The sequence below is a fragment of the Methylosoma difficile genome, assembly GCF_054657615.1.
The window spans coordinates 174899-201295 of sequence record NZ_BAAHYJ010000003.1 but is presented as its reverse complement, the minus strand read 5'-3'; the positions used below and the strand labels follow the sequence as shown (position 1 = coordinate 201295).

General features: G+C 45.4%; 25 protein-coding genes. 14 read left to right on the top strand and 11 right to left on the bottom strand.

Going from position 1 to position 26397, the window contains the following annotated elements:
- Nucleotides 1-249 precede the first annotated feature (249 nt).
- Genes ACYQ1O_RS10485 through ACYQ1O_RS10470 form a run of 4 tightly spaced genes read left to right on the top strand, consistent with a single transcriptional unit; the run spans nt 250 to nt 4773 of the window.
- Complete coding sequence (locus ACYQ1O_RS10485; RefSeq protein ID WP_459991634.1) at nt 250-711, top strand: septal ring lytic transglycosylase RlpA family protein; 462 nt, start codon at nt 250-252, stop codon at nt 709-711.
- A gap of 25 nt (nt 712-736) precedes the next feature.
- Nucleotides 737-2377 carry an acid phosphatase gene (gene acpA / locus ACYQ1O_RS10480; RefSeq protein ID WP_459991633.1) on the top strand — a complete coding sequence of 547 codons (1641 nt, stop codon included), beginning with the start codon at nt 737-739 and terminating at the stop codon, nt 2375-2377.
- A gap of 25 nt (nt 2378-2402) precedes the next feature.
- Complete coding sequence (gene ggt / locus ACYQ1O_RS10475; RefSeq protein ID WP_459991632.1) at nt 2403-4097, top strand: gamma-glutamyltransferase; 1695 nt, start codon at nt 2403-2405, stop codon at nt 4095-4097.
- Nucleotides 4084-4773, top strand: a complete 690-nt coding sequence (locus ACYQ1O_RS10470; protein WP_459991631.1) for a 4'-phosphopantetheinyl transferase family protein — start codon at nt 4084-4086, stop codon at nt 4771-4773. The genes ggt and ACYQ1O_RS10470 overlap by 14 nt, the downstream gene beginning before the upstream one ends.
- 62 nt (nt 4774-4835) lie before the next feature.
- On the opposite strand, the gene fbaA is transcribed toward ACYQ1O_RS10470, so the two are convergent.
- The 7 genes from fbaA to hxlA all read right to left on the bottom strand — a co-directional run bounded on the left by fbaA (nt 4836) and on the right by hxlA (nt 12170).
- Nucleotides 4836-5915: a class II fructose-bisphosphate aldolase gene (gene fbaA / locus ACYQ1O_RS10465; RefSeq protein WP_459991630.1), complete on the bottom strand. Its 1080-nt coding sequence runs from the start codon at nt 5913-5915 to the stop codon at nt 4836-4838.
- 82 nt (nt 5916-5997) lie between these two features.
- Complete coding sequence (locus tag ACYQ1O_RS10460; RefSeq protein WP_459991629.1) at nt 5998-6984, bottom strand: transaldolase; 987 nt, start codon at nt 6982-6984, stop codon at nt 5998-6000.
- A 131-nt stretch (nt 6985-7115) separates the two neighbouring features.
- On the bottom strand, nt 7116-8042 hold the full coding sequence (locus ACYQ1O_RS10455) for a hypothetical protein (protein WP_459991628.1): 927 nt from the start codon (nt 8040-8042) through the stop codon (nt 7116-7118).
- Between the two features lie 3 nt (nt 8043-8045).
- Nucleotides 8046-8741 carry a hypothetical protein gene (locus tag ACYQ1O_RS10450; RefSeq protein ID WP_459991627.1) on the bottom strand — a complete coding sequence of 232 codons (696 nt, stop codon included), beginning with the start codon at nt 8739-8741 and terminating at the stop codon, nt 8046-8048.
- Between the two features lie 101 nt (nt 8742-8842).
- Nucleotides 8843-10837 (bottom strand): transketolase, encoded by a 1995-nt coding sequence (gene tkt, locus ACYQ1O_RS10445; RefSeq protein ID WP_459991626.1) that lies wholly within the window; start codon nt 10835-10837, stop codon nt 8843-8845.
- Nucleotides 10838-10985: 148 nt separating this feature from the next.
- Nucleotides 10986-11519 carry a 6-phospho-3-hexuloisomerase gene (gene hxlB / locus ACYQ1O_RS10440; protein WP_459991625.1) on the bottom strand — a complete coding sequence of 178 codons (534 nt, stop codon included), beginning with the start codon at nt 11517-11519 and terminating at the stop codon, nt 10986-10988.
- A gap of 3 nt (nt 11520-11522) precedes the next feature.
- The gene (hxlA, locus tag ACYQ1O_RS10435; RefSeq protein WP_459991624.1) at nt 11523-12170 is read right to left on the bottom strand and encodes a 3-hexulose-6-phosphate synthase; all 648 of its coding nucleotides are present in this window, start codon (nt 12168-12170) and stop codon (nt 11523-11525) included.
- Between the two features lie 361 nt (nt 12171-12531).
- On the opposite strand from hxlA, the gene ACYQ1O_RS10430 reads away from it, so the two are divergent.
- Complete coding sequence (locus ACYQ1O_RS10430) at nt 12532-13353, top strand: HAD-IIA family hydrolase (protein ID WP_459991623.1); 822 nt, start codon at nt 12532-12534, stop codon at nt 13351-13353.
- A gap of 16 nt (nt 13354-13369) precedes the next feature.
- Complete coding sequence (dhaK, locus tag ACYQ1O_RS10425) at nt 13370-14359, top strand: dihydroxyacetone kinase subunit DhaK (protein ID WP_459991622.1); 990 nt, start codon at nt 13370-13372, stop codon at nt 14357-14359.
- Here dhaK and dhaL read toward each other — a convergent pair.
- Nucleotides 14342-14989: a dihydroxyacetone kinase subunit DhaL gene (gene dhaL, locus ACYQ1O_RS10420; RefSeq protein WP_459991621.1), complete on the bottom strand. Its 648-nt coding sequence runs from the start codon at nt 14987-14989 to the stop codon at nt 14342-14344. The genes dhaK and dhaL overlap by 18 nt on opposite strands.
- 164 nt (nt 14990-15153) lie before the next feature.
- On the opposite strand from dhaL, the gene rimO reads away from it, so the two are divergent.
- A complete protein-coding gene (gene rimO / locus ACYQ1O_RS10415) occupies nt 15154-16467 on the top strand; it encodes a 30S ribosomal protein S12 methylthiotransferase RimO (protein WP_459991620.1) in 1314 nt (437 codons plus the stop codon).
- Between the two features lie 295 nt (nt 16468-16762).
- On the opposite strand, the gene ACYQ1O_RS10410 is transcribed toward rimO, so the two are convergent.
- A complete protein-coding gene (locus tag ACYQ1O_RS10410; protein WP_459991619.1) occupies nt 16763-18670 on the bottom strand; it encodes a DCC1-like thiol-disulfide oxidoreductase family protein in 1908 nt (635 codons plus the stop codon).
- A gap of 122 nt (nt 18671-18792) precedes the next feature.
- On the bottom strand, nt 18793-18924 hold the full coding sequence (locus tag ACYQ1O_RS10405; RefSeq protein WP_459991618.1) for a hypothetical protein: 132 nt from the start codon (nt 18922-18924) through the stop codon (nt 18793-18795).
- A 293-nt stretch (nt 18925-19217) separates the two neighbouring features.
- Here ACYQ1O_RS10405 and ACYQ1O_RS10400 point away from each other — a divergent pair, with 293 nt between their 5' ends.
- Together ACYQ1O_RS10400 and ACYQ1O_RS10395 are read left to right on the top strand one after the other, a co-directional pair.
- The gene (locus ACYQ1O_RS10400; RefSeq protein ID WP_459991617.1) at nt 19218-19604 is read left to right on the top strand and encodes a hypothetical protein; all 387 of its coding nucleotides are present in this window, start codon (nt 19218-19220) and stop codon (nt 19602-19604) included.
- Nucleotides 19605-19643: 39 nt separating this feature from the next.
- Nucleotides 19644-20069, top strand: coding sequence for a hypothetical protein (locus tag ACYQ1O_RS10395; RefSeq protein ID WP_459991616.1), 426 nt, complete (start codon nt 19644-19646; stop codon nt 20067-20069).
- Nucleotides 20070-20150: 81 nt separating this feature from the next.
- On the opposite strand, the gene ACYQ1O_RS10390 is transcribed toward ACYQ1O_RS10395, so the two are convergent.
- The gene (locus tag ACYQ1O_RS10390; protein ID WP_459991615.1) at nt 20151-20339 is read right to left on the bottom strand and encodes a DUF2970 domain-containing protein; all 189 of its coding nucleotides are present in this window, start codon (nt 20337-20339) and stop codon (nt 20151-20153) included.
- Between the two features lie 102 nt (nt 20340-20441).
- Here ACYQ1O_RS10390 and metH point away from each other — a divergent pair, with 102 nt between their 5' ends.
- From metH to ACYQ1O_RS10365, 5 genes are read left to right on the top strand one after another with little or no spacing between them, the layout of a single operon-like run.
- On the top strand, nt 20442-24122 hold the full coding sequence (gene metH, locus ACYQ1O_RS10385) for a methionine synthase (RefSeq protein ID WP_459991614.1): 3681 nt from the start codon (nt 20442-20444) through the stop codon (nt 24120-24122).
- A gap of 24 nt (nt 24123-24146) precedes the next feature.
- Entirely contained in the window at nt 24147-24350 is a 204-nt protein-coding gene (locus ACYQ1O_RS10380; RefSeq protein ID WP_459991613.1) for a hypothetical protein, read from the top strand.
- Nucleotides 24337-24747 (top strand): PIN domain-containing protein, encoded by a 411-nt coding sequence (locus tag ACYQ1O_RS10375; protein WP_459991612.1) that lies wholly within the window; start codon nt 24337-24339, stop codon nt 24745-24747. Before ACYQ1O_RS10380 ends, ACYQ1O_RS10375 begins: the two co-directional genes overlap by 14 nt.
- Before the next feature lie 47 nt (nt 24748-24794).
- A complete protein-coding gene (locus ACYQ1O_RS10370; protein ID WP_459991611.1) occupies nt 24795-26036 on the top strand; it encodes a PD-(D/E)XK nuclease family protein in 1242 nt (413 codons plus the stop codon).
- Nucleotides 25996-26346 (top strand): hypothetical protein, encoded by a 351-nt coding sequence (locus ACYQ1O_RS10365; RefSeq protein WP_459991610.1) that lies wholly within the window; start codon nt 25996-25998, stop codon nt 26344-26346. Before ACYQ1O_RS10370 ends, ACYQ1O_RS10365 begins: the two co-directional genes overlap by 41 nt.
- The last annotated feature ends 51 nt before the right edge of the window (nt 26347-26397 follow it).

Here is a 26397-nt window from a genome sequence, read left to right as displayed (position 1 = left end):
AAAAACAGATTTTCTTATTTATCTTGGCCTTACAATTTTCCATTTAAGGTTGACTTAAGATTCAGCCAGCAAAATGAACCCGAAGTTGAAAATCTCAAACTATTAGCCTTTGTACGCCAAAGCAAAACATCTTGTTTTGGAACCTTAAGGTGAGGGTATGGCAAGGTCTTCCGATAATAATCCGGCGCGACTACCCATACATGGCTTTAGCAATTTAGCCAATTGAATTTAAACAGAATAGGTTTTTTTATGAATAAACTGACACTAGCACTCGCCGTAGTCGCCATAGGCAGTTACTTTACCAATCCCATTGGGGCTGCCGAAGCGTCTAAACGCCACCACAGCAAACATCACCATCATCGTTCTGCCCATAAAAGCAGCGACGATGCCTTAGAAACTACAGTTTCTTGGTATGGCAAAGAGTTTCACGGCAAACGCACCGCCAATGGTGAGCGCTTTGATATGTTTGCCATGACCGCCGCCAGCACTTCGTTGCCGTTATCTTCTTATGCCGAAGTGACCAACCTTAAAAACAACCGCAAGGTGATTGTACGCATTAATGACCGCGGCCCATTCCGTTGCCGACGTTCTATGGACTTGTCTTATTCCGCCGCAAAAGAACTGGGCATTAAAGGCACGGCTTCAGTCAAAATCACCCCGCTTGGCTTTAATTACAAACTATCGCAAGCCAATACCGACTTGCCAGGTTAACTGTCCGGCGTATTGGCAATAGCCGGTGCGCCCAGCAAGACCCCATTCGCCTTTAACTCATACCCATCGCGCCATTAGCTTGATATACTCAGGGCTTGAAGCCATTCAACCCTTACGGCAATTTTGCCTGTTTATCTTAGCGATGATTTTATTTGCCCGTATGAGCGACCGCCCAGCCCGTCCGATTGCCGCTATTAGTCTTGCCTTAAGCGCGCTCTGTCCGTTGTTATTATCTTGCAGCCATTTGACGGCCTCCCCGCCTGTCAGCGGCTTGGCGAAAATTGAGCATATTATTGTCATTTATGCTGAAAACCGCAGCTTTGATAACCTATACGGCTTATTTCCCAATGCCAATGGTGTAAATCAAGCTACGCCGGAGCAATACCTCCAGTTGGATCACGATGGCAAAGCCTTCACTTGGCTGCCGCCTATTGCGGGTAAAGGTGATATTCCAGCCATTACAGCACGACTACCCAATCGCCCTTTCCGTATCGACTTGCCGCCCGTCAATCTGCCTTTATCAGTAGAAACGCGTGATTTAGTGCATCGTTTTTACCAAAACCAAGAACAGATCAACGCGGGCAAAAACAATAAATTTGCCGCCCTATCCGACGCTGGCGGTCTAGTGATGGGTTATTACGACGGCTCGCAATTGCCGCTTTGGCAATTGGCTAAAGATTACGTTTTAGCGGACAATTTTTTTATGGGGGCATTCGGTGGCTCGTACCTTAACCATCAATGGCTAGTCTGCGCCTGTACGCCACGCGATACCAATGCCCCTGAAAGGGCGCGTGCGCAATTGGATGGCAGTGGCATGTTAAAACACAAAACCAGCTCTCCCCGCTCAGCCCTGCAAGGGCCGCCGCAATTGCTCGATGGCGCATTCACGCCAGATGGCTATTCGATCAACACCCGCCAACCACCCTTCCAGCCATCAGGTATCCCACCGGCAAGCAACGACGACCCACTGCTGGCTGATGTCAGCAAACATCCCTTGCCACCTCAACACCACAAAACCATTGGCGATTCCCTGAGCGAAAAAGGCATTAGCTGGGCTTGGTATGCCGACGGCTGGACAGCAGCCAATGCTGATGGGCAACAACCGCCAAGCGCCAAACGGCAAGTCATTTACAATGAAGCGGAAGGCGCCATTAACTTTCAGCCCCACCATCAGCCGTTTAACTATTACCAGCAATTTGCCCCCGGAACAGCGGCGCGCGCGCAACATCTGCTCGATGGGCAGGCTTTTATTGACGGCATCAGCAAAGGCCAGCTTCCGCAAGTAGCCTTCTACAAACCCGCCGGTAAACTAAACGAACACCCTGGCTACACCGATGTGTTATCAGGCGACCAGCATATTGAATCGCTCGTGCGGCAAATCCAACAAAGCTCGCTGTGGCCTAGCACCGCCATTATCATCACGTATGATGAAAACGGCGGCTTTTGGGATCATGTCGCACCGCCCAAAGGTGACCGTTGGGGGCCGGGTACGCGTATTCCAGCACTTATCGTATCGCCATTTGCCAAGCCCCATTTTGTTGATCACACCCCTTACGATACCACTTCGATCATCAAATTTATCAGCCGCCGTTTTGATCTGCAGCCCTTAGAAGGCGTCAGGCCGCAAGCCGGTGACTTAAGCAATGCCTTCAATCTTGCCGATTAAGCCCGCACAGATCCCAACAAGGAAAATGAACTTGTTACTTAAAAAAACCTTTGTTCTAATCATCTTCTGGTACGGATTCTCTTACGCGCATGCGGAAAGCCACTCCGTGGCGATTGCCACCGCCCACCCTTTAGCAACGGATGCGGGCTTGGAAATTATCAAACAGGGCGGAAATATCTTTGATGCGGCGGTGGCGGTAAGTGCCGCATTGGCAGTGGTTGAGCCCGCCGGATCGGGCTTGGGCGGAGGCGGATATTGGTTGCTGCGTGGAGCGGCTGACAATCAAAAACATACGCCCGCCTTTGAGGTGATGTTGGATGGACGTGAAACCGCCCCACTTGCCGCGCACGCAAAAATGTATCTTGATGGCAATGGCAAGGTCATCCCCAAGCTATCGACCGATGGCGCACTGGCTGCCGCCATACCGGGTATGCCCGCCGCTTTAGTGCATTTGTCAGAAAAATATGGGCGTCTAAGCTTGCAACAGAGCCTTGCCCCCGCAATTCGCTATGCCAAATTTGGCTTTGCCATTGGGCATCGCCACCATCGATTGCTAAAAGCCCGTTTCGATTTAATCAAGCAATATCCGAGCAGTTCACGCACCTTCCTTTTCAATGGTGAATTGCCCAATCCATTCAGTGTTTTAAAACAACCAGATTTGGCAGAAACCTTACAACGCTTGGCAGCAGCAGGACATAAAGGTTTTTACCAAGGTGAAACCGCACACAAATTGCTTCGAAACGTTAAGCAAGCGGGGGGCATTTGGTCGCAACAAGACTTGGATGCTTATAAAGTGATTGAACGCGAACCCATTCATGGCAACTATCGCGGCATTCGTATCACTAGCGCCGCACCGTCTTCATCCGGCGGAATCGTGTTGATGGAGGCACTCAACATCCTTTCAGGCTATGATTTATCGCAAACCGATCCAACCACCCGCAAACATTTTATCGTTGAAGCCATGCGCCGTGCCTATCACGACCGAGCCTTGTATTTGGGTGACCCCTCTTTTACCGATATTCCTGTTACCCGTCTATTATCTACCGATTACGCAGCGGGTTTGCGTGCCAGCATCAATACCGAAAAGGCGTTGCCCAGCCAGCTGTTGTCGGGTGAAAATCAGCCTCAAAGCGAAGGCACGAACACCACGCACTTTTCCATTATCGATAGCCAGGGCAATTGCGTTGCAGCAACATTGAGCATCAATTTTCCGTTTGGCTCCGGCATGGTTGCGGATGGCACAGGCGTTGTCCTCAACAACGAAATGGATGATTTTTCTGCCCAAGCCGGTGAGAAAAATGGCTACGGATTAGTCGGTGGCACAGCCAATGCCATTGCTCCGGGCAAGCGTATGCTATCAAGCATGACCCCGACATTTTTAGAAACCCCTGACCGCCTAGCCGCGTTAGGCACGCCGGGGGGTAGCCGCATTATTTCGATGGTGTTATTGGCAACCTTAGATTTTTCTGAAAATCATTTACCCGATTCATGGGTAAGCCTGCCACGCTTTCATCATCAATTCTTACCGGACACGATTGAATATGAAGCCAACGCCTTTAGCAGTACAGAACTATTAGCCTTGCAAAGCAAAGGACACCAAAGCAAAATGGTTAGCTCTTCTTATGGGGATATGCAAGCGGTGTTGTTTGATAAAAATCAGCATCAACTGTTTGCCGCCAGCGATCCACGTGGTGAAGGACGCGCTTTTGTTTACCATTAATTCTGAAACGCTTTATGTCGGCTATTGCAAACTCAGCGAAAATTACCAGCCCCACCCTACCAACCTCTTGGATCAACATGAACGGTCAAGAGCCAACAAACTTTTAGAGCCTTATAAAACCCGTTATGTAGAAGCACACGAACGCTTAAGATTATTGTTAGGTGATTATTTACAAGCCCAGCCAGACAGCATAAAAATCGTAGCCGACAATTTTGGCAAACCCTATTTGCCCGAATATCCGCACGTTTCATTTAACTTGTCGCATTCACACCATTATATGGTCATTGCCTTAAGCAAGGCCTGTCTTTTAGGCATTGATATTGAGTTCTGCCAACCGAGAAAGAACCTTGCTGCCTTAGCAAAAAAATGCTTTTCAGTGGAAGAGTTTAATTTTTGGAATGGATTAGACGCTGAAGCTAAGACGCGAAGTTTTTATCAATTGTGGACAAAAAAAGAAGCGTTTGTTAAAGCAACAGGTAGGGGAATTGCTCTAGGTTTAAAAAATTGCGTGATAAATTTTGAAAACCAACAATTAGCTAAAATCCCACCTGAATACGGTGAAGCCAGTGCATGGCATCTACAAGAGATTGAAATAGATGAGGAATATTGCTGTGCTGTTGCAAGCAATAGAAATTGGAGGAAGATTGAAATATTTGGCTTAACCGAAATGAAATAGCTAAGCCAAATAAAGTGCCAATTCGTTGGAAAAGGGTGGGCTCTTTTCCAACGCTAGAAAAATTAAAGCGAATTTACCGCGTTCAACTCTCTGAAAGCTTGCTCTAAACGTGTGACCATACCGACTTCGCCAGCACGTTGCCATACACGTGGGTCATAGAACTTTTTGTTTGGCTTGTCTTCACCATCTGGGTTACCGATTTGGCCTTGTAAATAACCTTCATTCGTTTTGTAGTAATTCATAATACCTTCCCAAGTTGCCCATTGGGTGTCAGTATCGATGTTCATTTTTACTACGCCGTAGCTAATTGATTCTTCAATTTCTTCGGCGCTTGAACCAGATCCACCGTGGAACACAAAGTTAAGGCTGTTCGCAGGTACACCGAATTTCTCAGAAACATATTTTTGAGAATTGTCCAAAATGGTCGGAGTCAACTTAACGTTACCTGGTTTGTATACACCATGAACGTTGCCGAAGGAAGCTGCAATCGTAAATCTTGGGCTGATCTTGATTAACTCTTCATATGCATAAGCAACATCTTCTGGTTGTGTATACAACATAGAGTGATCCAAATGACTGTTATCAACACCATCTTCTTCACCACCCGTTACACCTAACTCAATTTCCAAAGTCATGTCCATTTTTGACATGCGAGCTAAGTATTGACCACAAATTTCAATATTCTCTTTCAGACTTTCTTCTGAAAGGTCAAGCATATGCGAGCTGAATAATGGTTTACCCGTTTCTGCAAAGTGTTTTTCACCCGCATCCAACAAGCCATCTATCCAAGGCAACAAATTTTTTGCCGCATGGTCGGTATGCAAAATGACTGGCACGCCATAATATTCAGCCATAGTATGGACGTGATGTGCGCCGGAAATAGCACCTAGAATAGCTGTTTTTTGACCTTCTAACTTAAGGCCTTTACCTGCTACATATTGTGCGCCGCCATTTGAGAATTGAACAATGACAGGAGCTTTTACTTTAGCAGCAGCTTCCAAAACGGCATTGATTGATCCTGTGCTGATGACATTAACCGCAGGCAAAGCAAGTTTATTTTCTTTACAGATTGCAAATATTTTTTGTACATCTTCACCAGTAACAACACCGGGCTTGACTACATCTAAAATTTTTTGTGACATTGATGAACCTAATTAAATTGAATTGCTAAGTTTAAAGCTGGTTTACTCATCCTTGAGCAAAAAATCCCGATAGCCTTGACTATTATGCTTCTAAACTTGCCAATCTAGCTGCTAACAACTCTTCAAGAGACTCTAAAGCTTTAGCAAAACCAGTAATGCCTTCAGCCAGTTTATCTGTCGCCATACGGTTTTCAGCATGCATACGATCAAATGTATCTTTATCTATTGAGATTTTTTCGATGTCTGCAGAAGCAGCTTTTTCTGGATCTAATTTTCTTGGCAATTCACCCTCAGTAGCTTGTAACTCCGCCAATAAAGATGGTGCAATTGTCAATAGGTCAGAACCAGCCAACTCTGAAATTTCACCAACGTTACGGAAGCTTGCACCCATAACTTCAGTTTTATAGCCAAATTTTTTGTAGTAGTTATAAATCTCTGTAACAGAGACAACACCAGGATCTTCGGCTGGCTCATATGAATCACGGCCTGTATCTTTTTTGTACCAGTCCAAAATTCTACCAACAAACGGCGAAATCAAAGTAATGTCATTCTCAGCACATGCAATAGCTTGATGAATACCGAACAACAGCGTTAAGTTACAGTGGATGCCTTCTTTTTCAAGCACAGCCGCAGCTTGAATACCTTCCCAAGTCGCTGCAATTTTGATTAGCACTCGCTCACGGTTAACATTATTCGCTTCATACTGGGCAATCAGCTCACGGCCTTTTGCAACAGTTGCTTCAGTATCAAATGACAAACGCGCATCGACTTCTGTTGAAACACGACCAGGAATAATTTCGAGAATTTTAAGCCCAAATGAAACAGCCAATCTGTCAAACGCCAAAGAAACAACATCTGCAGCAGATGCTGACGCACCTAAGGTTGCTCTAGCTCCTTTCAAGGTGTCATCAACGATACCTTGGTATTGCGGCATTTGAGCAGCGGCAGTGATTAAAGATGGATTCGTTGTAGCATCTCTTGGTGTAAATTTTTCAATAGCTTCAATATCACCGGTATCAGCAACAACAATTGTGACCTCTTTAAGTTGTTCTAATAAATTTTTACCCATAAGTGTTACCTTCAAAATTATAGTAATTAATAAACCTTCATAAGCTGAAAAAATCTTTGACCTATACTTGCGGCATTTAAAAAGCAGCAAGCACAGACCTAAAGATTTTTATTCAGCTATAACTAATAAGCTTAACCAAACTGGCGGACATATTTGTCAACGCCTGTTTCAATTAAAATATTTTTCTTTTCTGCCAATGCTTGTCTTGTCAAATACTTGCTTACTCTGCTTGTTTTTGGCAAAGCATCTTGCTCTTGTAAATATTTAGCCACGCCAGTCAATTTCACTGCCGCTTTTTGTTCAGTTACAACACTAGCAGCTTGTTTTGCAATATACCTGGAAACCCTGCTTGGTTTTGGCAAGCTATCCTGAACTTCTAAATATTTTGCAACACCGGTTAATTTTTTTTCTGGTACAGCTTGCTTGCCTTGCAAGGCAGCCATAGCAGCTTGTTTTGCAACATATCGAGCAACACGAGAAGGTTTAGGCTGGCTTTCTTGATTGAGCAAGTATTTAGCTACGCCTGTAACCTGCAAACCCAGTGATGCTCTTTCAGATGTAGCAGGTGCATATTTTGATGCTAATGCCTGTTTAGCCAAATATCTTTCAACTTTACTTGGCTTTGGCAAGCTTTCCTGATGCTTAATGTATTTTGCAACACCTGTAACTTTAGGCAATGGCTTGACATTGCTCAAATATTTTTCAACACCAGTTTTTTGAACCACGATAATTTCATGTTTTTTCTGTTTTTCTGCAAGAGATAACTTAAGTAGGTACTTGCTTACGCCACTGACTTTATGTTGCTCTGCTTCTGCGAGATACTTAGCAACGCCTGTCAATATCGGCAACGACTCACTATCTGCACATTCAGAAGCAATTTGATCTTGCAATACAACGATTTTACTTTGCAAATATCTTTCAACTCCAGTCAATCCACTTGGATGTACTGTGTAAACGGGTTGTAAAGTCTCAATCACCTCAACTTTGGGTCGTTTCATGAAAAAGAACAATCCTGCTACTGCAGGCATAAAAAAAACACCTAAATTATCTTGACTCATTAACTACCCCCGATCGCGCATGTATTTTTCAACTCCAGTCTTTGCTTGCGCTGATGTTGTTTTTGCCGCTACAGCTTGCTTAGCCATATACTTGGCTACACCTGTTGCAGGAGTCGTTGTCTTTACTTTTTTATCAATGTAACGAGATACACCCGTTCCAGATACTTTATTTAAATATCTAGCTACTCCTGTACTTGCACTTTTAGCAATTGGAGCAGAGGTGGTTGAAGCAGAGGATATTTTTGATCCAGAACCAGCTGATTGTTTTTTCATCAAAAACGCACCAGCTGCAATTAAACCCACCAAACCAAAAATATAATTCATTGAAGAATCATCTTTTTTTACAGACGCAACACTTTCTGCAGCTACAACTTCTTCAGCATATTTTTCTGTCGAAGCAGCAGGAGAAGAAGATTTTACAGATTCGCTGTGTTTATAATTTTCGTCGCTATAAACTACTTGCGGCTGAAAGTTTGCAGCAGGATATTTTGAATCATCAACTGTTGATTCCACAACCTCTTTTACTTCTTTCTTCGCTGCTGGCGCTTCAGCTTTAGTACTTCCAGAAATATAGCTGTCATCTTGATAAACAACTTCTGGCTGAAAATCTGAGGCTGGATATTTTTGATCTGCATTAACCAATGGACTAGCTAACAAAACTGCTGCAAATAAACTGTTCGTCAATTGTTTGTTTTTCACGTTGATCACCTATGAGTCGCATGAAGTGGATTAGGGTTCCACAATAATTATTTTCTTTGTTATCTTTTTTATAGCAGAACCCTAACCGAATTGCTTTAGTATTAAAATAATGCTTCTACGTTCTTCACTACGTTTTCAACAGTGAAGCCGAACTCCTTGAATAACTCACCCGCTGGTGCAGATTCACCAAAGCGATCGAGACCCAAAATCCTACCGTTTGTACCTACGTATTTCCACCAACCATCCGTTACACCCGCTTCGACAGCCAAGCGTTTAGTTACTGCCTTTGGCAACACTAATTCTTTATATGCTTCATCTTGGGCATCAAACACATTAGTTGACGGCATAGATACTACTCGTACTTTTTTACCACTTTCATTTAATTGAGCCGCTGCTTTAACAGCTAACTCAACTTCGGAACCCGTTGCAATAATGATGGCATCAGCAACACCTTCACAATCGCTTAGTATATATCCGCCGCGAGAAACCAGTTCAATCTGATCTTTCGTGCGTGGCATATGCGGCAAGTTTTGACGCGAGAACACTAATACTGAAGGGCCATCTTTACGCTCAAAAGCCAATTTCCAAGAAATAGCCGTTTCAACCGCATCGCATGGACGCCAAACATTCATGCCAGGAATCATTCTAAGCGTAGCGGTCTGCTCAATAGGCTGATGGGTAGGACCATCTTCACCCAAGCCAATTGAGTCATGGGTATATACGAAAATTGAGCGTATTTTCATTAATGAAGCCATACGCACAGCATTCCGTGCGTACTCAGAGAACATTAAGAATGTTGCTCCGAATGGAATTAATCCACCATGCAAGGACACGCCGTTCATGATTGCAGACATACCGAACTCACGCACACCATAATTGATGTAATTGGCATCGGGCTTGTCATGGCGCATAGGTTTATAACCGGACCATTCGGTCATGTTAGAACATCCTAAGTCAGCAGAACCGCCAAAGATTTCTGGCAAAAACTTCGCAAAACCTTCAATTGAAGCCAAAGAAGATAATCTTGTCGCTGTTGTTTTTGCTTCGGCATCAACACTCGCTACAAAACCAGCCGCTTTTTCTGCCCAATCACTTGGTAAATCGCCTGCCATGCGTCTTTCATATTCCGCAGCCAATTCAGGGTATGCCGTCTTATATGAGGCAAAGCTTTCTAGCCAGTTGTTTTCTGCTTCGGCGCCTTTTGCTTTTGCATCCCATCCTGCATAAACTTCAGCTGGTATTTCAAATGCACCGTATTTCCAACCTAAAGCTTCTTTGGTCAAATCAATTTCTGGTTGTCCTAAAGCACTACCGTGGCACGCATGGCTGCCCGCTTTATTTGGAGAACCAAAACCAATGACTGTTTTGCAACAAATCATGGTCGGCTTGTCCGTTACCGCTTTTGCCTCAACAATTGCTTTTGCAATTGCGTCTGCGTCGTGTCCATCGACATCAGCAATGACATGCCAGCCATAAGCTTCGAAACGTTTCGGCGTATTATCGGTGAACCATCCATCAACATGACCATCAATCGAGATTCCATTATCGTCCCAGAAAGCAATCAGCTTACCTAATCCTAACGTACCCGCCAATGAGCAAGCCTCATGGGAAATGCCTTCCATTAAACAGCCATCACCTAAAAATACATAGGTATTGTGATTAACTATTTCATGGCCTTCTTTGTTAAACTGGGCTGCAAGTGCTTTTTCGGCAATCGCCATACCAACAGCGTTGGTAATACCTTGACCTAATGGACCTGTTGTTGTTTCAACGCCAGGAGCGTAGCCATACTCAGGGTGGCCTGGTGTTCTGGAATGGAGTTGACGGAACCTTTGTAATTCTTCGATAGGAAGATCGTACCCTGTCAAATGTAGAAGGGAGTAGATCAGCATTGACCCATGACCATTCGACAGCACGAAGCGATCACGATTTGACCATTGGGGATTGCAAGGATTATGGTGCATGTGGTCGTTCCATAACACTTCAGCAATATCTGCCATGCCCATTGGGGCACCTGGATGACCAGAATTTGCCTTTTGTACAGCATCCATGCTTAAAGCGCGTATGGCATTCGCTAATTCTCGGCGCGAAGTCATGTGATTCTCCTTTTTACCTGTCTTTTATAATTCAGTTAGTCGCGTTCATGATTTGCTCAATGCGCCACACGCTATAGCACCATGAAACATTCTTTAATCTATTCTATAAGATTAGAACGAGTGATAATGATCACTCGTTCATCTTTTTTTATTCTAAATTAGCGTGTCTTTCGCGCATTATTTCTTCTGGGATACCTTTCTCATGAATGATATGAGAAACCGTTGATTCCAAGAACAACAATGTTGACAACTCAAACACAGTACCCATTGGCATACCAAAGACTTTGGCATACTGGTCGGCACGACCAATTTGGAACACACCATCAGCCATGTCGCCAATGGTTGATTCCGCTTTGGCTGAAATCAGAACGATGTTTGCACCTACTTTTTTTGCGCTTTTAGTAAAGGCGATCAACTGTTCTGTTTCACCTGAGCCTGAGATGATAATAAGCAGGTCTCCGCTTTTAATGCTTGGCGTGACAATTTCGCCAACCACATTAACATCGTAGCCAGCGTGTACCAAGCGCATTGCGAAAAAATTACCTACTAATTTAGACCGGCCAGCACCCGCAATAAAAATACGCTTGGCACCGTCGAGCATACTAGTCAATTTTACATCGTAAGAATCGTCTGTTGCTTCAAGGATGCTTGAAATTTTTTCTACGACAAGCTGCTGATGCATTGCTTAGACCTCAGTTGCGTCAACCAACTCACGAATTTCACGGGCAGCTTCAGCTGGAGATGGAGCGCCGTAGATAGCCGCACCAACAACGATGATGCTTGCACCCGCTCTGATAACTTCTTGTACTGTAGATGCTTTAATGCCGCCAGCAACAGAAACGCGAACGTTCAAGCCCAATGAAGTGATTGCACTCAAGTCAGCGAATGGCGTGTGGCCTGCAGCTTGTGCGTCAAGACCGGTATGAACACCCATGATGTGCGCGCCAGCTTCAGCTGTTGCACGTGCACATGCAACTTTGTCGTCAACGTTGATCAAGTCGATTTGAGCTTCTGCGCCATGAGCGTTAGCAGCTTTGATAACGCCTGCGCAAGTTGCCAAGCCAGATACGCCCAATACTGTACAAATGTCAGCGCCTGCTGCGTAGAATGGAGTGGCTTCATATTCGCCAGCGTCCATAGTTTTTAAGTCAACCAAAATCAATTTATCAGGAAATCTTGCTCTCAGTTCTTTAACCAGATTGACGCCATTGTGTTTGATGCATGGAGTGCCAATCTCAAAGATATCAATATAAGGAGCTACTTGGGTAGCGAGTCCTACTGTTGCGTCAAAATCCAATGAGTCTAATGCCATTTGAATTAATGGTTTTGCCATGATATGTGCTCCGAAGGGTTATATATAATATTTATAGTTGGTACATAATTGTTTTGCGGACATAACTGTAAAGAGAAAGCCATCGGATGTCAATGCCAAAAAAATTACGGCCTGCATTGCTGCTTAATGCACACTGAATGTAGTTTTAAGCCAACAATTTAATTGATGGTTTTATATCAAACTTCCCCACAACTAAGCGTCCGCCCACCACTATGCCAATGTGCGAATTACTTTACAAGCACAACATGTGAATTCATGGGGTAATTTTTCAACTTAACCCTTTATCGTATCCGTCCAAGGCATCACATTTGATCTGTGCTAAATTTATACGCCACCTTAACCCCAACCCGGAATTTCCTCCATGCAAATGCTCGACAACACCAACGCCCTCATCATTGATATGGACGGGGTTTTATGGCACGGCTCAAAACCACTGCCCGGTCTACAAGAATTTTTTAAAACTATCAACACCTTAGATATTAGCTTTATATTAGCAACCAATAACGCCAGTCAAACAGCCGGACAATATCTGGCCAAACTCGCCAATATGGGCATCACCGTTGGTATTGACCAAATCCTGACCTCAGGGATGGCAACCGCACACTATTTAAGCGAACACTACACACCAGACAGCACACGTATTTTTGTAGTGGGAGAAGATGGCGCCACCGAACCATTACGCCAAAAAGGCTTTACGTTAACCGGACTCTACGAACCCAATGCCGACATTGTCGTCTGCGGCAAAGACTCAACCCTAACCTGGGACAAGCTTGCCACGGCATCCATCAATATCAGCACAGGCGCCCAATTTATAGGCACCAACGCTGATACCACCTTGCCGACGGAGCGCGGAGTTACTCTTGGCAACGGCGCTATCCTTAAGGCATTGGAAACCGCCACTGGCATTAGCCCAACTGTGATAGGCAAACCCGAACCCATTTTCTACCAGCAAGCGATGGCCTTATTGGGCAGCAAGCCAGAACATACCGTCGCGATAGGCGATCGCTTGGAAACCGACATTCTGGGCGCCGTCCGCACCGGTATACGCAGCCTTATGGTTTTAACCGGCATATCCAATACCAACGACCTAGCCAACAGCCCCTACCAACCCACGTGGGTATTGCCGGACTTGAACGCCATTACCCAAGCCTTAATAGCCGCCAAATCCCAACAACAACAATAACGACAATTACCGCGCCATGAAAAAATTCCTTAACGACACCGACAGTTTATTGGGCGACAGCTTAAACGGCTTTGCCAAAGCCCACGCCGACATCATCACACTCAACCAACAACCGCATTTCGTTCAAAGAGCAAACCGTAAAACCTCCGGAAAAGTTGCCATCCTATCAGGTGGCGGCTCAGGACATGAACCTTTGCACACCGGCTTGGTAGGCAAAGGCATGTTAGATGCCGCTTGCCCAGGACAAATATTCACCTCCCCTACCCCCGACCAAATGCTGGCGGCGGCTCAAGCAACCGATACCGGCGGTGGCGTCTTGTTCATCGTCAAAAACTATGCGGGCGACGTGATGAATTTTGAGATTGCCGCCGAAATGCTCGATTGCGCCAATGCAACCGTTCTGGTCGATGACGACGTTTCGCTGCCCAAAAATCACAGCATCGGCAGACGTGGCGTGGCTGGCACACTGGTTGTAGAGAAGATGGTGGGGGCCGCCGCAGAACAAGGTTCAGACCTCGCTTACTGCAAAGCGTTAGGTGACCGAGCCAACCAACTGACCGCATCAATGGGTGTTGCCCTCAGCAGTTGCACCGTACCGGCCTTAGGCAAACCGACGTTTGATCTGGGTGCAACACAAATGGAAATGGGCGTAGGCATTCATGGCGAACACGGACGGGAAACCTTAGAAATGGCTAGCGCCACCGAAATTGTCGGGCACTTGGCGGAAGCTATCCGCTTAGACCTCAATCCCCAAAAAGGACAAATGATTTTATTGCACATCAATGGCTTCGGTGCCACACCGCTCATTGAGCTTTATCTCATTTATGAACTCGCTGCGCAATATTGGCAAAAACATGACGTTACCATTGCCCGGTCATTAGTAGGCAACTACACCACCTCACTGGACATGGCAGGTTGCTCAATGACGGTTACCCTACTGGACGATGAATTACTAAAACTATGGGACGCACCCGTACACACCGCCCACTTAAGATGGGGGTGCTGATTGCTTAGCCAACAAATTGGCAATTGCGCTTATCATCAATTGGCTGGTTTTTGCACCGGCATCGATATGACCGACTGTGCGCTCCGCCATAAACGAAGCACGGCCTTTAGTGGCCACCATATCGCGGGTAGACGCCATACCCGCGACAGCAACCCGGTCAACTTCCAACAACACTGTAGGCAAGGCTTGAGATTGGGCTGCCGCCACCTGCAAGTATTCCGCTACGGGTTGCAGCACATCAACCATCGTTTTCTCGCCCGCTTCCGTCCTACCGCGCAGCTTAACCGATGCCACCCCTTGGGCAAAAACATCGGCAAAGCCTTGTAAATCAAGCGGCTTATCTTTTGCCGATTTGCCCATCGACACAAACAAAGTGCCAAACAGCGATCCGGAAGCACCTCCCACCGTCGACATCAAAACCATGCCTATCTTTTGCCAAGCCTCAGACCAAGGCAATTGCGCCAAAGCCTCACGCTGCTCCACCAACGCCTGCAAGCCGCGCTGCAAATTAACAACATGGTCACCGTCACCAATCGCCTGATCTAATGCTGTTACCGCTTCGGCATTTGCAGAAACCGCCTCAGCAGCAGCCACAATCAGCCCTGACAACAAAATAGGATTAAACTGCATAGAAACACTCCTAAAATTTTGGCAAAGATCATTTGCCCGATGTAAAGCCTTATCATATTAAATAGCCTACTAATATAATAGAATGATTTAACCATTGAACGCCGTCACCTAGCAGACAGCCTCCAAGCCCAACCCCACCACTTTATTTAACAAACTTCACCACTATGAACAAAACCCCCACTGTAGGCTTTATCAGCCTTGGCTGCCCCAAAGCCCTCGTTGACAGCGAAAGGATCCTCACACAGCTGCGTTCCGATGGTTACACCATCTCACCCGACTACCAAAATTCAGACCTCGTGGTCGTCAACACCTGCGGATTTATCGATGCCGCTGTCGAAGAATCGTTGGACAGCATTGGCGAAGCCTTGGCAGAAAACGGCAAAGTGATTGTCACTGGCTGCTTGGGCGCGCGTGAAGATGAAATTCGCGCCCGCCACCCTCAAGTACTGAAAGTGACAGGAGCACATGCCATTGACGAAGTGGTCGCCTCCGTACACGAACACTTGCCGCCACGTCATGACCCGTTCACCAGCTTGCTGCCACCGCAAGGCATCAAACTGACCCCGAACCATTATGCGTATCTAAAAATATCAGAAGGCTGCAACCACCGGTGCACATTCTGCATCATCCCCTCCATGCGCGGCGATTTGGTCAGCCGACCCGTTGATGACGTGCTACGCGAAGCTGAACGCTTGGCGGAAGCAGGTGTTAAAGAATTGCTCGTTGTATCGCAAGACACCAGTGCCTATGGCTTGGACATGAAATATCAATCACGGGATTGGCGAGGCCGCCCAGTACAGACTCGATTTTACGATCTCGCCGAAGCCCTAGGTGATTTGGGGATTTGGGTGCGCATGCACTATGTTTACCCCTATCCGCATGTGGATGACGTGATCCCGCTGATGGCAGCAGGAAAAATTTTGCCGTATTTGGACATCCCTTTCCAACACGCCAATAGCCGCATCCTAAAACTCATGAAACGCCCAGCCGCCAGCCAAAACAATTTGGAACGCATAAAAGCGTGGCGCTCCGTTTGCCCCGACATCACCTTACGCAGCACGTTTATTGTCGGCTTTCCTGGCGAAACAGAAGCAGAGTTTGAAGAATTGCTCGACTTCTTAAGCGAAGCGCAATTGGATCGTGTGGGTTGCTTTGCCTACTCCCCTGTCAAAGGCGCAGCGGCGAATGAATTGCCGGACTCAATCCCAGAAGAACTGAAACAAGAACGCCTGGCGCGCTTTATGGCACATCAGGCCGAGATCAGCGCAGAACGCCTACAGCAGCGGGTGGGCAGAATAGAAACGGTGCTGGTTGATGAAGTGGTAGAGGAAGGCGCGGTCGCCAGAAGCCGTGCAGACGCCCCAGAAATTGACGGACTGGTGTTTATTGATGGTGCAACACATTTGAAAGTCGGTGACTTTGTGCAAGTTGAGCTAGAAGAAGCGGATGAGCATGACATGTGGGGGCATCTGGTTTAACAAAACCCCTAAAACGAAAAAACCCAGCGCTAAGGCTGGGTTTTTTGCTTTTACAGAATTTTTACTTACAGTTCAATTGAGCTAGAAACTTTTTGTTTTGAACCATCTGGATCGTCCATACAGCCAGACAAACCAACAACCATTAACGCCATAGCCAAAAGTGCTAAGATTTTTTTCATAATGATATCCTCCAAACGGGTTTAAATTATTTTATTTATTGTGCGCCAATTTGTAAAAGCACGGGCAATTTATATCATGACTGCATTACTGATGCAATAACTAAAAACCCAGCGCCTTACAAAGCGTTTATATCATCCGGTAAGTTAAAGGAAATCACTTTGTTAGCCCAAGTAGCCGAACCTATCGTCACCCACTCGCCCGACAAGTTTTTATGCAACTGATCCTGCACCCAATAAGTCGGGGCATCAATCCTTTTCAATTTAATCTTAAATTCCGCATTATCAAGGTTTAACCCCGATTTCTGCCCCCAAAAAGCCGTTACCTTCATAATAAACTTCTGAAGCCTCACATTATTTATCGTAGGCGTCACAGCAATATTGGCCCACATTGACTGCACGCGCCCCCAATTCGGCGCAAGCAAGCGCCCCTGCTCATTAACAAACGGCAACCATTGCTCCTTGCCTTGCCCATCGACATACGTAATTGCAATAATCCTGTCATAACCTGCAAAATGGTCATGCAAGTAAAGGGCGTGCGGAGCAATCCCCCAAAAAGTTTGCGAAATGCCCAAAATAGCATTGCTGCCCTTTGCGAGGGCATCAGTGAATGCATTTTGCTTTGTATCGATATGCAAACGATAGGCAATGCCGTAATGCAGTGTGCTATTTAACTGCAACAACAAAAATACCATGCAGATTTTCGTCAATTTATTGGCAAAAGCTTTTGGGTGACGAACACCATAATCCTCAAAAAGCCTGCAGTACAAGGTATCATTTTTTAGCGGTGCGGCTTGTGGCAAGCATTCCGCCGTACACGATAAACGATTGCGGTTATCGGCAATCGACCGATACCGACGGGTCGCCAATTGATAGATGCCAGGCAAACTTAAAATACAGCCAAACACAGACATGTAACGCATGCCAAAAAGAATTTGGATATAAGTATCCAAACCGGAATAAACCTTACCTCCGCCATCCAAAGCATACAGATCCGTCAGCAAAGTTTCGGAAGCTATTCCACTTAGCTCCGGATAGTCTTGGGCATATTGCTGGGCAGCCCTAAAATCAACACACCTGAAGACATCGAAATGATTCATCACCAACACCGCCCGATTGCACAACGGACATAGCTGGTCATAAAAAACGGTAAGCCGAACTTCCTTGGCTCTCAAAAGCCCACCCAAAGCCTCCCACCAAGAAAATGGCACTAACAATATATAAAACGCCAACATCGCCATGCCGAAGGGATAGATATTCAAAGTTAAAGTAATACCTAAATGCAACCCCATCCCAACCAGCAAATAAATCGGCTGCAAATGCCGCTTGGCAAACCAAAAAATAAAGGTGAACTGGAAAACAAAAATGGTGTAACCAATACTTTTTACCAGCCACTCATTATTCAAAATCGCCGATAAATCCAGCGCCGACACATAGTAAGGCTGGGTGGCAGGCAACCAAGATCCCAAACCATTACGCCAATGCTCGGCAAACAACTTGTGTACGGCAGAATCAAAATACAAAAAACCTAAACAAATGATAAGCGGCAAATAATAGACAAGCACAGACACCTTCTCTGAAGGATACAAGCTGTAGTGCTTAAAGGGGGAACTCAGCTTGCGGCGCAAACTATCTAACGAAAAAGCCTTGTCGCCAGGCATGAACAGCAGGAAAAATCCCGCACCAATCATAAACAGGTCAAAGCCACCATCAAAATCGCGCTGCATGGAGGTGAAATTAACAAACACCAACCAAAAAATATAATTGCTAAAAACAGCGAACTGGTAACGGTAGCCGACAATGATGAAAGCAGCGACAATACCCCAAAGACTCAGAAATAAAGGGATGGTCGGAAATTCGACATCGACAAAAGGGATAGGGTCGAAAATTAAATGACTGAAGTAATTTAGAAAAATAATTTCTTGAAGGGTAACAATGCCATAGATAGCACGGAACAACCCAATACCAACAGGGGAAACCTTACAACCTAACAGCCGAGCGATTTTTTTTGAGAAGAACTTATACATTTAAAAACAAAATGCATAAATTATAAGATAAAAACTGATTTTTTGTAGGGATATTATTTCGATAAGGTCGCTACCAATTTAGGTAATTGGTAGCAGCCTTCAATATGACTTGTTTTTGCAGCTTACTCTTTATCGTCTGGATGCTCAGCAAATACCCATTTCGCTAAAGCATAAACAGCAGCAATAACAACAACCGCGCCGACCATGCCAGCTGGCTCTTTTAACATTGAAGTCAGATCTAAGATGAACCCCATGGATGTCCTACCTATATTTTTGTATTTTAAAAATCGCTAAATTTTTAGCAAATGGAATTTACATAATACTTTAGCGGCGACTAATGTCAATAGTTAATGCTAAAATCTTGGCAATAAACAACTGAAACAAAGACTTATACAAATGAAAAACAAGAAAAAAACACCGCAAACCTACGCAAGCAACACCACCAAAAGATCGCCCGTACTTACTATAAAAATTAAAACTCGATAGCCCGCATACTATGGTTTAAACTTTGCCATTCACTAATAATAAGGCAAGGGGCGAGAAGATAATGAAAAAATACGTTAAAATACTTTTGTTGGCTGCAGCTTTCCAATCATTTGCTGCAAATGCTGAAATTTTATTGAAAGACAACTCTGAACTATTAGGCAAATGGAACCTGCACGCCGAAGCAGCCAAAATTGACGGCGAAAAAAAAGCTGTTAAGGTTGAATGGGAGTTCGAAAAAGACGGCACACTGTTGACAACGGCAACAGACTCCGTAGGCAGGACAAAGGAAATGAAAATCGCCATTAAGTATTTCGTTGAAAACGGCGAAATCAAAAAGCAAACAACGCCAGGACGCGAAAAATACGAATCATGTAAAGTCGTCGAAAAAAACGGTTCCAACATGGTTTTAAAATGTATGTATCTTTACTTCTTCTTAACAAAAATATAACAAATTCATAAGGGTATAATTATGATTGGCGCAATGGTTATGATCTTTGTAGCGATCTGGATTTATCAGTCGGCTATAAAAAACAACACGGGCAAAGCAATAATGTGGGCATCCATTGCTGCTGGCGTGTTTATGGTTTCCCAATTTTTATTGGTGGAAATCCAAGTTTATCTTCTTGAAGCTTTCAGAGGCGGCGATGGCGATGCCAATTATGAAAGGGATTTGTCAAGCGTTGGTGACAGAAAAAATGAAGGCGGCTTCCAAACGGGCGGCGGCGCGTTTTTGTCAATCATTCTGGAGTTTTTGCCACCTGGCGTAGGTTTCATTTTAGCAGGTGTTATTCGTGCTGTGTTTATGCTAAAACAAGGTATTTCCTTGAACACCCTCTTCGGCGGTGTTACCGATGTCTTTACTGAAGCATTCCAAGCCATGTTAAGCTCGTTCAAAGAAGGCATCAAAAAATAACGCCTTTTTGCCAAGTTTAAGAAAACCCAAAAGCCCAAGCTATGCTTGGGCTTTTTTTATGGTTAAATAGTCGCCCTTAGTTCAGCCAAGCACAACTGATACCAATATAATTAACCCGCCTACAAAAGCGATGGTGAAAATAAGTCCGGCAACAATATATGTTTTCAGCGATCCTTCCTGGAAATCCCGCTCTCTGTTCTCGTCACTTTGCACCCCAGTAAACGCAGCAATCACGCTTTTGGCTACTTCAAAAATAGTTGGCTTTGCCATGATCCTCTCCCAATTGATAGCCAAAAAATAATAGGGCTTGCCTTAGCTTTAAGCAATCATTAAATTCAGCCAAACCACCTTCTTTATAAGCAAACATCCGCAATGAGCAAAACCGACCAATTAAAACAGCTACTTTCCCAACGCGTCCTCTTCCTCGACGGCGCAATGGGCACGATGATCCAAAGCTACAAACTCGAAGAAAAAGATTATCGTGGCAAACGCTTTGCCAACTGGGAAATTGACTTAAAAGGCAATAACGATTTGCTGACGCTGACCCAGCCGGACATCATCAAAGCCATCCACTGCGCGTATTTTGAAGCGGGAACGGATATTGTCGAAACCAATACCTTCAACTCGAACAGTATCGGCATGGGCGATTACGGCATGGAAGCCTTGGTTTATGAGCTGAATGTCGAAGGCGCGAAACTGGCAAAGCAAGCGGCGGAAGAATACACGCAAAAAACGCCTGACAAACCGCGCTTTGTCGCTGGCGTACTCGGCCCAACTAGTCGCACCGCCTCCATGTCGCCCGATGTGAACGACCCCGGTTTCCGTAACATTTCGTTTGATGAATTGGTCGTCACTTACACCGAAGCCACCCATGGCCTGATCGACGGCGGTGCTGACATTATTCTAATCGAAACCATTTTCGACACCCTTAACGCCAAGGCCGCCGCATTTGCCGTTGAGAATGTTTTTGATGCCATCGGCTATAAACTGCCCGTTATGATTTCCGGCACAATTACCGACGCTTCAGGCCGCACCTTGTCAGGTCAAACCGTCGCGGCGTTCTGGCACTCACTGAAACACATCAACCCGATTTCATTTGGCTTCAACTGCGCCTTAGGTGCGAAAGAATTACGCCAACATATCGAAGAGTTGTCCAACATCGCCGACACCAACGTCTCTGCACACCCGAACGCAGGTTTGCCAAATGCCTTCGGTGAATACGACGAATCGCCCGAAGCCATGGCGGCGGAAATTGAAGACTGGGCGGTCAGCGGCTATTTGAACATCATCGGCGGTTGTTGCGGCACGTCGCCTGCGCATATCAAAGCCATTGTCGAAGCGGTTCAAAAACACTCGCCGCGCTCAGTACCTGACCTACCGAAAAAATGCCTGTTGTCCGGCTTGGAAGCCATGTCCATCGCCCCAGACAGCCTGTTCGTCAACGTCGGTGAACGCACCAACGTCACTGGCTCAGCCGCCTTTAAAAAACTAATTATCGAAGGCGATTTTGAAAAAGCCCTCGACGTCGCAAGACAACAAGTCGAAAACGGCGCGCAAATCATCGACATCAACATGGACGAAGGGATGCTCGAATCCAAAGAAGCCATGGTGCGCTTCTTGATGCTGATCGCCTCCGAACCTGACATTGCCAAAGTGCCGATCATGCTCGACTCCTCGAAATGGGACATTCTCGAAGCAGGCCTCAAGTGCATACAAGGCAAAGGCATCGTCAACTCCATTTCCATGAAAGAAGGCGAAGAAGCCTTCATCCGCCAAGCCAAACTAGTCAAACGCTACGGCGCGGCGGTCATCGTCATGGCCTTTGACGAAGTCGGTCAAGCCGACACCAAAGAGCGCAAAGTCGAAATTTGTACCCGCGCGTATAAAATTTTGGTTGAGCAAATCGGCTTCCCGCCCGAAGACATTATTTTTGACCCCAACATTTTCGCGGTCGCCACAGGCATTGAAGAACACAACAATTACGGCGTAGATTTCATCGAAGCCACCCACACGATCAAACAAACCCTGCCACACGCACTGATTTCCGGTGGCGTATCCAACGTGTCGTTCTCGTTCCGTGGCAACAATCCGGTGCGCGAAGCCATCCACGCGGTATTTTTGTACCACGCCATCCAAGCGGGCATGTCGATGGGCATCGTCAACGCCGGACAATTGGCGATTTACGAAGACATTCCGTTGGATTTACGCGATGCGGTTGAAGACGTAATTTTGAATCGCCATGACGGCAGCGGCACCGAAAAACTGTTGGAACTTGCCGAAAAATACCGTGGCGACGGCAGCACTAACGACGCCAAACCCGAAGAATTGGAATGGCGCAGTTGGCCTGTCTCCAAGCGCCTCGAACACGCGCTAGTCAAAGGCATCACCGATTTCATCGACGAAGACACCGAAGCAGCGCGTCTGGAAGCCGAACGCCCGCTGCACGTCATCGAAGGCCCGTTGATGGACGGCATGAACGTGGTCGGCGATTTGTTCGGCGCGGGCAAAATGTTCCTGCCGCAAGTAGTCAAATCCGCACGCGTCATGAAAAAAGCCGTGGCTTATTTAATGCCGTTCATGGAAGCCGACAAAGTCGCAGGCGACCGCCAAACCAACGGCAAAATCCTCATGGCGACCGTCAAAGGCGACGTGCATGACATCGGCAAAAACATCGTCGGCGTGGTCTTGCAATGCAATAACTACGACGTGATTGACTTGGGCGTGATGGTGCCGACCGAAAAAATCCTGCAAACCGCACGTTTGGAAAATGTCGATATTATCGGCTTAAGCGGCCTGATTACGCCGTCGCTGGATGAAATGGTGCATGTCGCCAAAGAAATGCAGCGCCAAGGTTTCACCATTCCCTTGATGATTGGCGGCGCAACCACATCCCGCGCTCACACGGCGGTGAAAATCGAACCCAATTACACAGGCACAACCGTCTACGTCACCGACGCATCCCGTGCGGTCGGCGTTGCCAGCAACTTGTTAAGCACTGATTTAAAAGCAGAGTTTGTCGCAGGTTTACGCACCGAATACGCGGAAGTGCGCGAACGCCACAAAGGCAAAGAATCGAAAACCAAACAACACAGCATCGAAGCCGCCCGCGCCAATAAATTCAATTGGGGCAATTACCAGCCCGTTAAGCCGCGCTTTTTGGGCGTGAAAGTCATTGATGACGTGAGTTTGGCAACACTCGCCGAATTCATCGACTGGTCGCCATTCTTCCAAACCTGGGAAATGGCAGGTAGCTACCCAAAAATCCTGCAAGATGAAATCATCGGCACTGAAGCGCGGAAACTGTTCGCCGACGCACAAGCGATGATGAAACAAATCATCGCCGAAAACTGGTTAGGCGCAAAAGCCGTGGTCGGCTTCTTCCCCGCCTACAGCGACGAAGACGATGTTGTGTTATACACCGACGAAAGCCGAACCGAAGTCTTGGAAACCCTGCACCACCTGCGCCAACAAAACGTCAAAGCTCCAGGCCGCCCGAATTACTGCTTGTCTGACTTTATCGCGCCAAAAGAAAGTGGCGTAGCGGATTATCTCGGCGGTTTTGCGGTAACGACTGGCATCGGCATTGAAACCAAACTGGCAGAATTTGAAGCTGACCACGACGACTACAGCAGCATCATGCTCAAAGCCTTGGCGGATCGCTTAGCCGAAGCCTTCGCCGAATACCTGCACTTGCGCGTTCGTAAAGACTTCTGGGGTTATGTCGAAAACGAAAACCACGACAACGACCAACTCATCAACGAAGTCTACCAAGGCATCCGCCCCGCCCCCGGCTATCCGGCCTGCCCGGATCATACCGAAAAGGCGAAATTGTTTGAATTGCTCAACGTCACCGAACACACCACCATCGAACTGACCGAAAGCTTCGCCATGTATCCAGCGTCAGCCGTCAGCGGCTGGTATTTCTCACATCCTGAGTCGCAGTATTTTAATGTCGGGAAAATTGATAAGGATCAATTAAGTGACTATGCTAAACGGAAAGGGATAGCGGAAGAAGTCGCGGCACGGTGGTTGGCGGCGCATTTACATCATTAAAGAATTTATCTTGGGAGAACGACCATGCAAACCGTCCGACAAGTTATCCTCGACGCACCTGAGTTTGTGCCAATTCCCTTGGAATTTCAGCATCACGCCATTGAATTGACTATCAAGCCTTTGGCAGATGCAGTATTAGCATCGGTAAGCGAAGAACCCGTTTTTCTAATTGCCGATGTTGACCATATCGAAATGCCTTCGAGAGAAGAACGGAATGCCCGCCGTTGAGTTCATCGACACCAATATTTGGATTTACGCGCACCTAAGAACGCCAAACGAGCCGAGGCATCCACTTGCCTTGGCGTTGGTCAAACACCTAAAAAACGCCGTTGTCAGCCCTCAAGTTATCGCTGAGTATTACAACGTTATTCTCAAAAACCGCAAAGATGACGCTTGGATTCAAGCCAACATCCAAGCCATTTTGAGCTACACCCAACTACAAGCACTTGATGCCAGCGTTATCCAACGGGCATTATGGATTCGTCAGCGTTATGGGTTTTCGTATTGGGATTGCCAAATTGTCGCCGCTGCACTAGAAGCAGGCTGCGTCACCTTGTATTCAGAAGATATGCAATCGGGACAAGTGATTAATGGGGCGTTGACGGTATTAAACCCGTTCAGTTAAAAATTACTTGATGCGACATTAAACGTCCTAAATCAACAGCAAACAGTATGACATTTGAAAACTACTCTTCTGTTCTAAAAATTTATCAAGACTTAGAAAGTGTTAATAAACTAAATAAAGATGCTGGACTTCACGACTACAGCTTAATCAATGCTTTATTGAAGGCGAATGACGAAGTTCGCCTTCATTCAAAATTTATTTTTTCGATGATTAACCCGAAAGGCTCGCATTATTGCGACTCGGTTTTTTTAGAAAAATTTTTAGCAGAAGTAGAAATTGAACTTGCCGAATTCATCGATTGTAAAAATGCCCATGTATACAGAGAAAAAGGTAATATTGATTTACTGATAACAGATGGAAACCACTTTGTTATTATCGAAAATAAACTTGATGCAGCAGACCAAAAATATCAAATAACCCGCTATATTCAATGGGTCATAAAGAAATTTGGACTTGACCCAGACGAAGATTTATCAAAAAAAATCGTGATAGTTTATCTTTCAAAAACTAAAAGTAAGCCATCTGAGGAAAGCAAAAGCATTATCGGATTTAGATTTGAGCCACGAAGCAATTCTGAATTTTTAGTTTGGCTTAATAACCAGGTTCACCTGAATCCAGACCAGCACTTTTATTTAAAGGAGAACACTCAATTTCGGTATTATCACATGAACTACTTTAGGCATGTGCGGAGTTGGATCAAATTATCGATAAATTGGTTAGAATCTAATCATAAAAACAGCAACAGCTTAATTCACTGCTTTAAAGAATATGAAATGATTTTAAACCGCCTGGACAAAAGCAAACGTTGGAAAAATAAAATGTCACTTGATGAATATACGCTGTTAATTGAAGAAGAAAATCAGCAGCAAATGTATGAATTAATGGTTGATGCACAGCTAGCATTGCCTAAATATGTAGGCAGAAAACTTTATGAGGTAATTTCTGAAAAGTTTAACCCCAATATTTATATAAAGGATGAGCCAATCAAATATAAAGAATTTAACGACCTAAACTGTATCAAATGGTTTGAAGCACAAGGTAATAAAGAAAAATGGAACAATGTCGGCTTCATTTTTAAGGATAAAAATAATGAAAAATGGGGCTTATGCTTAGCCGAACAATATATCTATCTAGCAAAAATTGATCTATTTAACTCTACTGGTAGCATCAAAGATACCAATACAAATGGAAAAATACAAATTTCAAAAAAAGATTTATTGGAAAATAAAAAACTACCTGACTTCATTGATGAATTTGAAAATCGAACAAAAGATATTAGGTTGCAATAATTTACAGTTTCCAACATATCAACAGTTGAATTTCCTAGATCAGCCTAATTCCTTCATCAAAATTAATCAGCCAATCCCAAAATCAATAGCAATCATCTCGCTAAATGATGACAAGACAAAAGAATTGCTCACTGAGGTAATGGTTGAGCTTATCAAATCCAATCGGGATGTTTTGCGGGAAATTATGGTGGATGCTTTGGAAGAAGTCGGCTTGACGAATGCCATTGCCGAGGGCAGGAACAATGATTTTGTTTCAGAAGCTGAAATTTTCTCTATTCTCAGCGGTGAAGCTAGTGCAGATAAAATTTGAGGCAAAATTCGCCAAAGATTTACGAACTGTTCGGTGGGTGACCCAAAACTA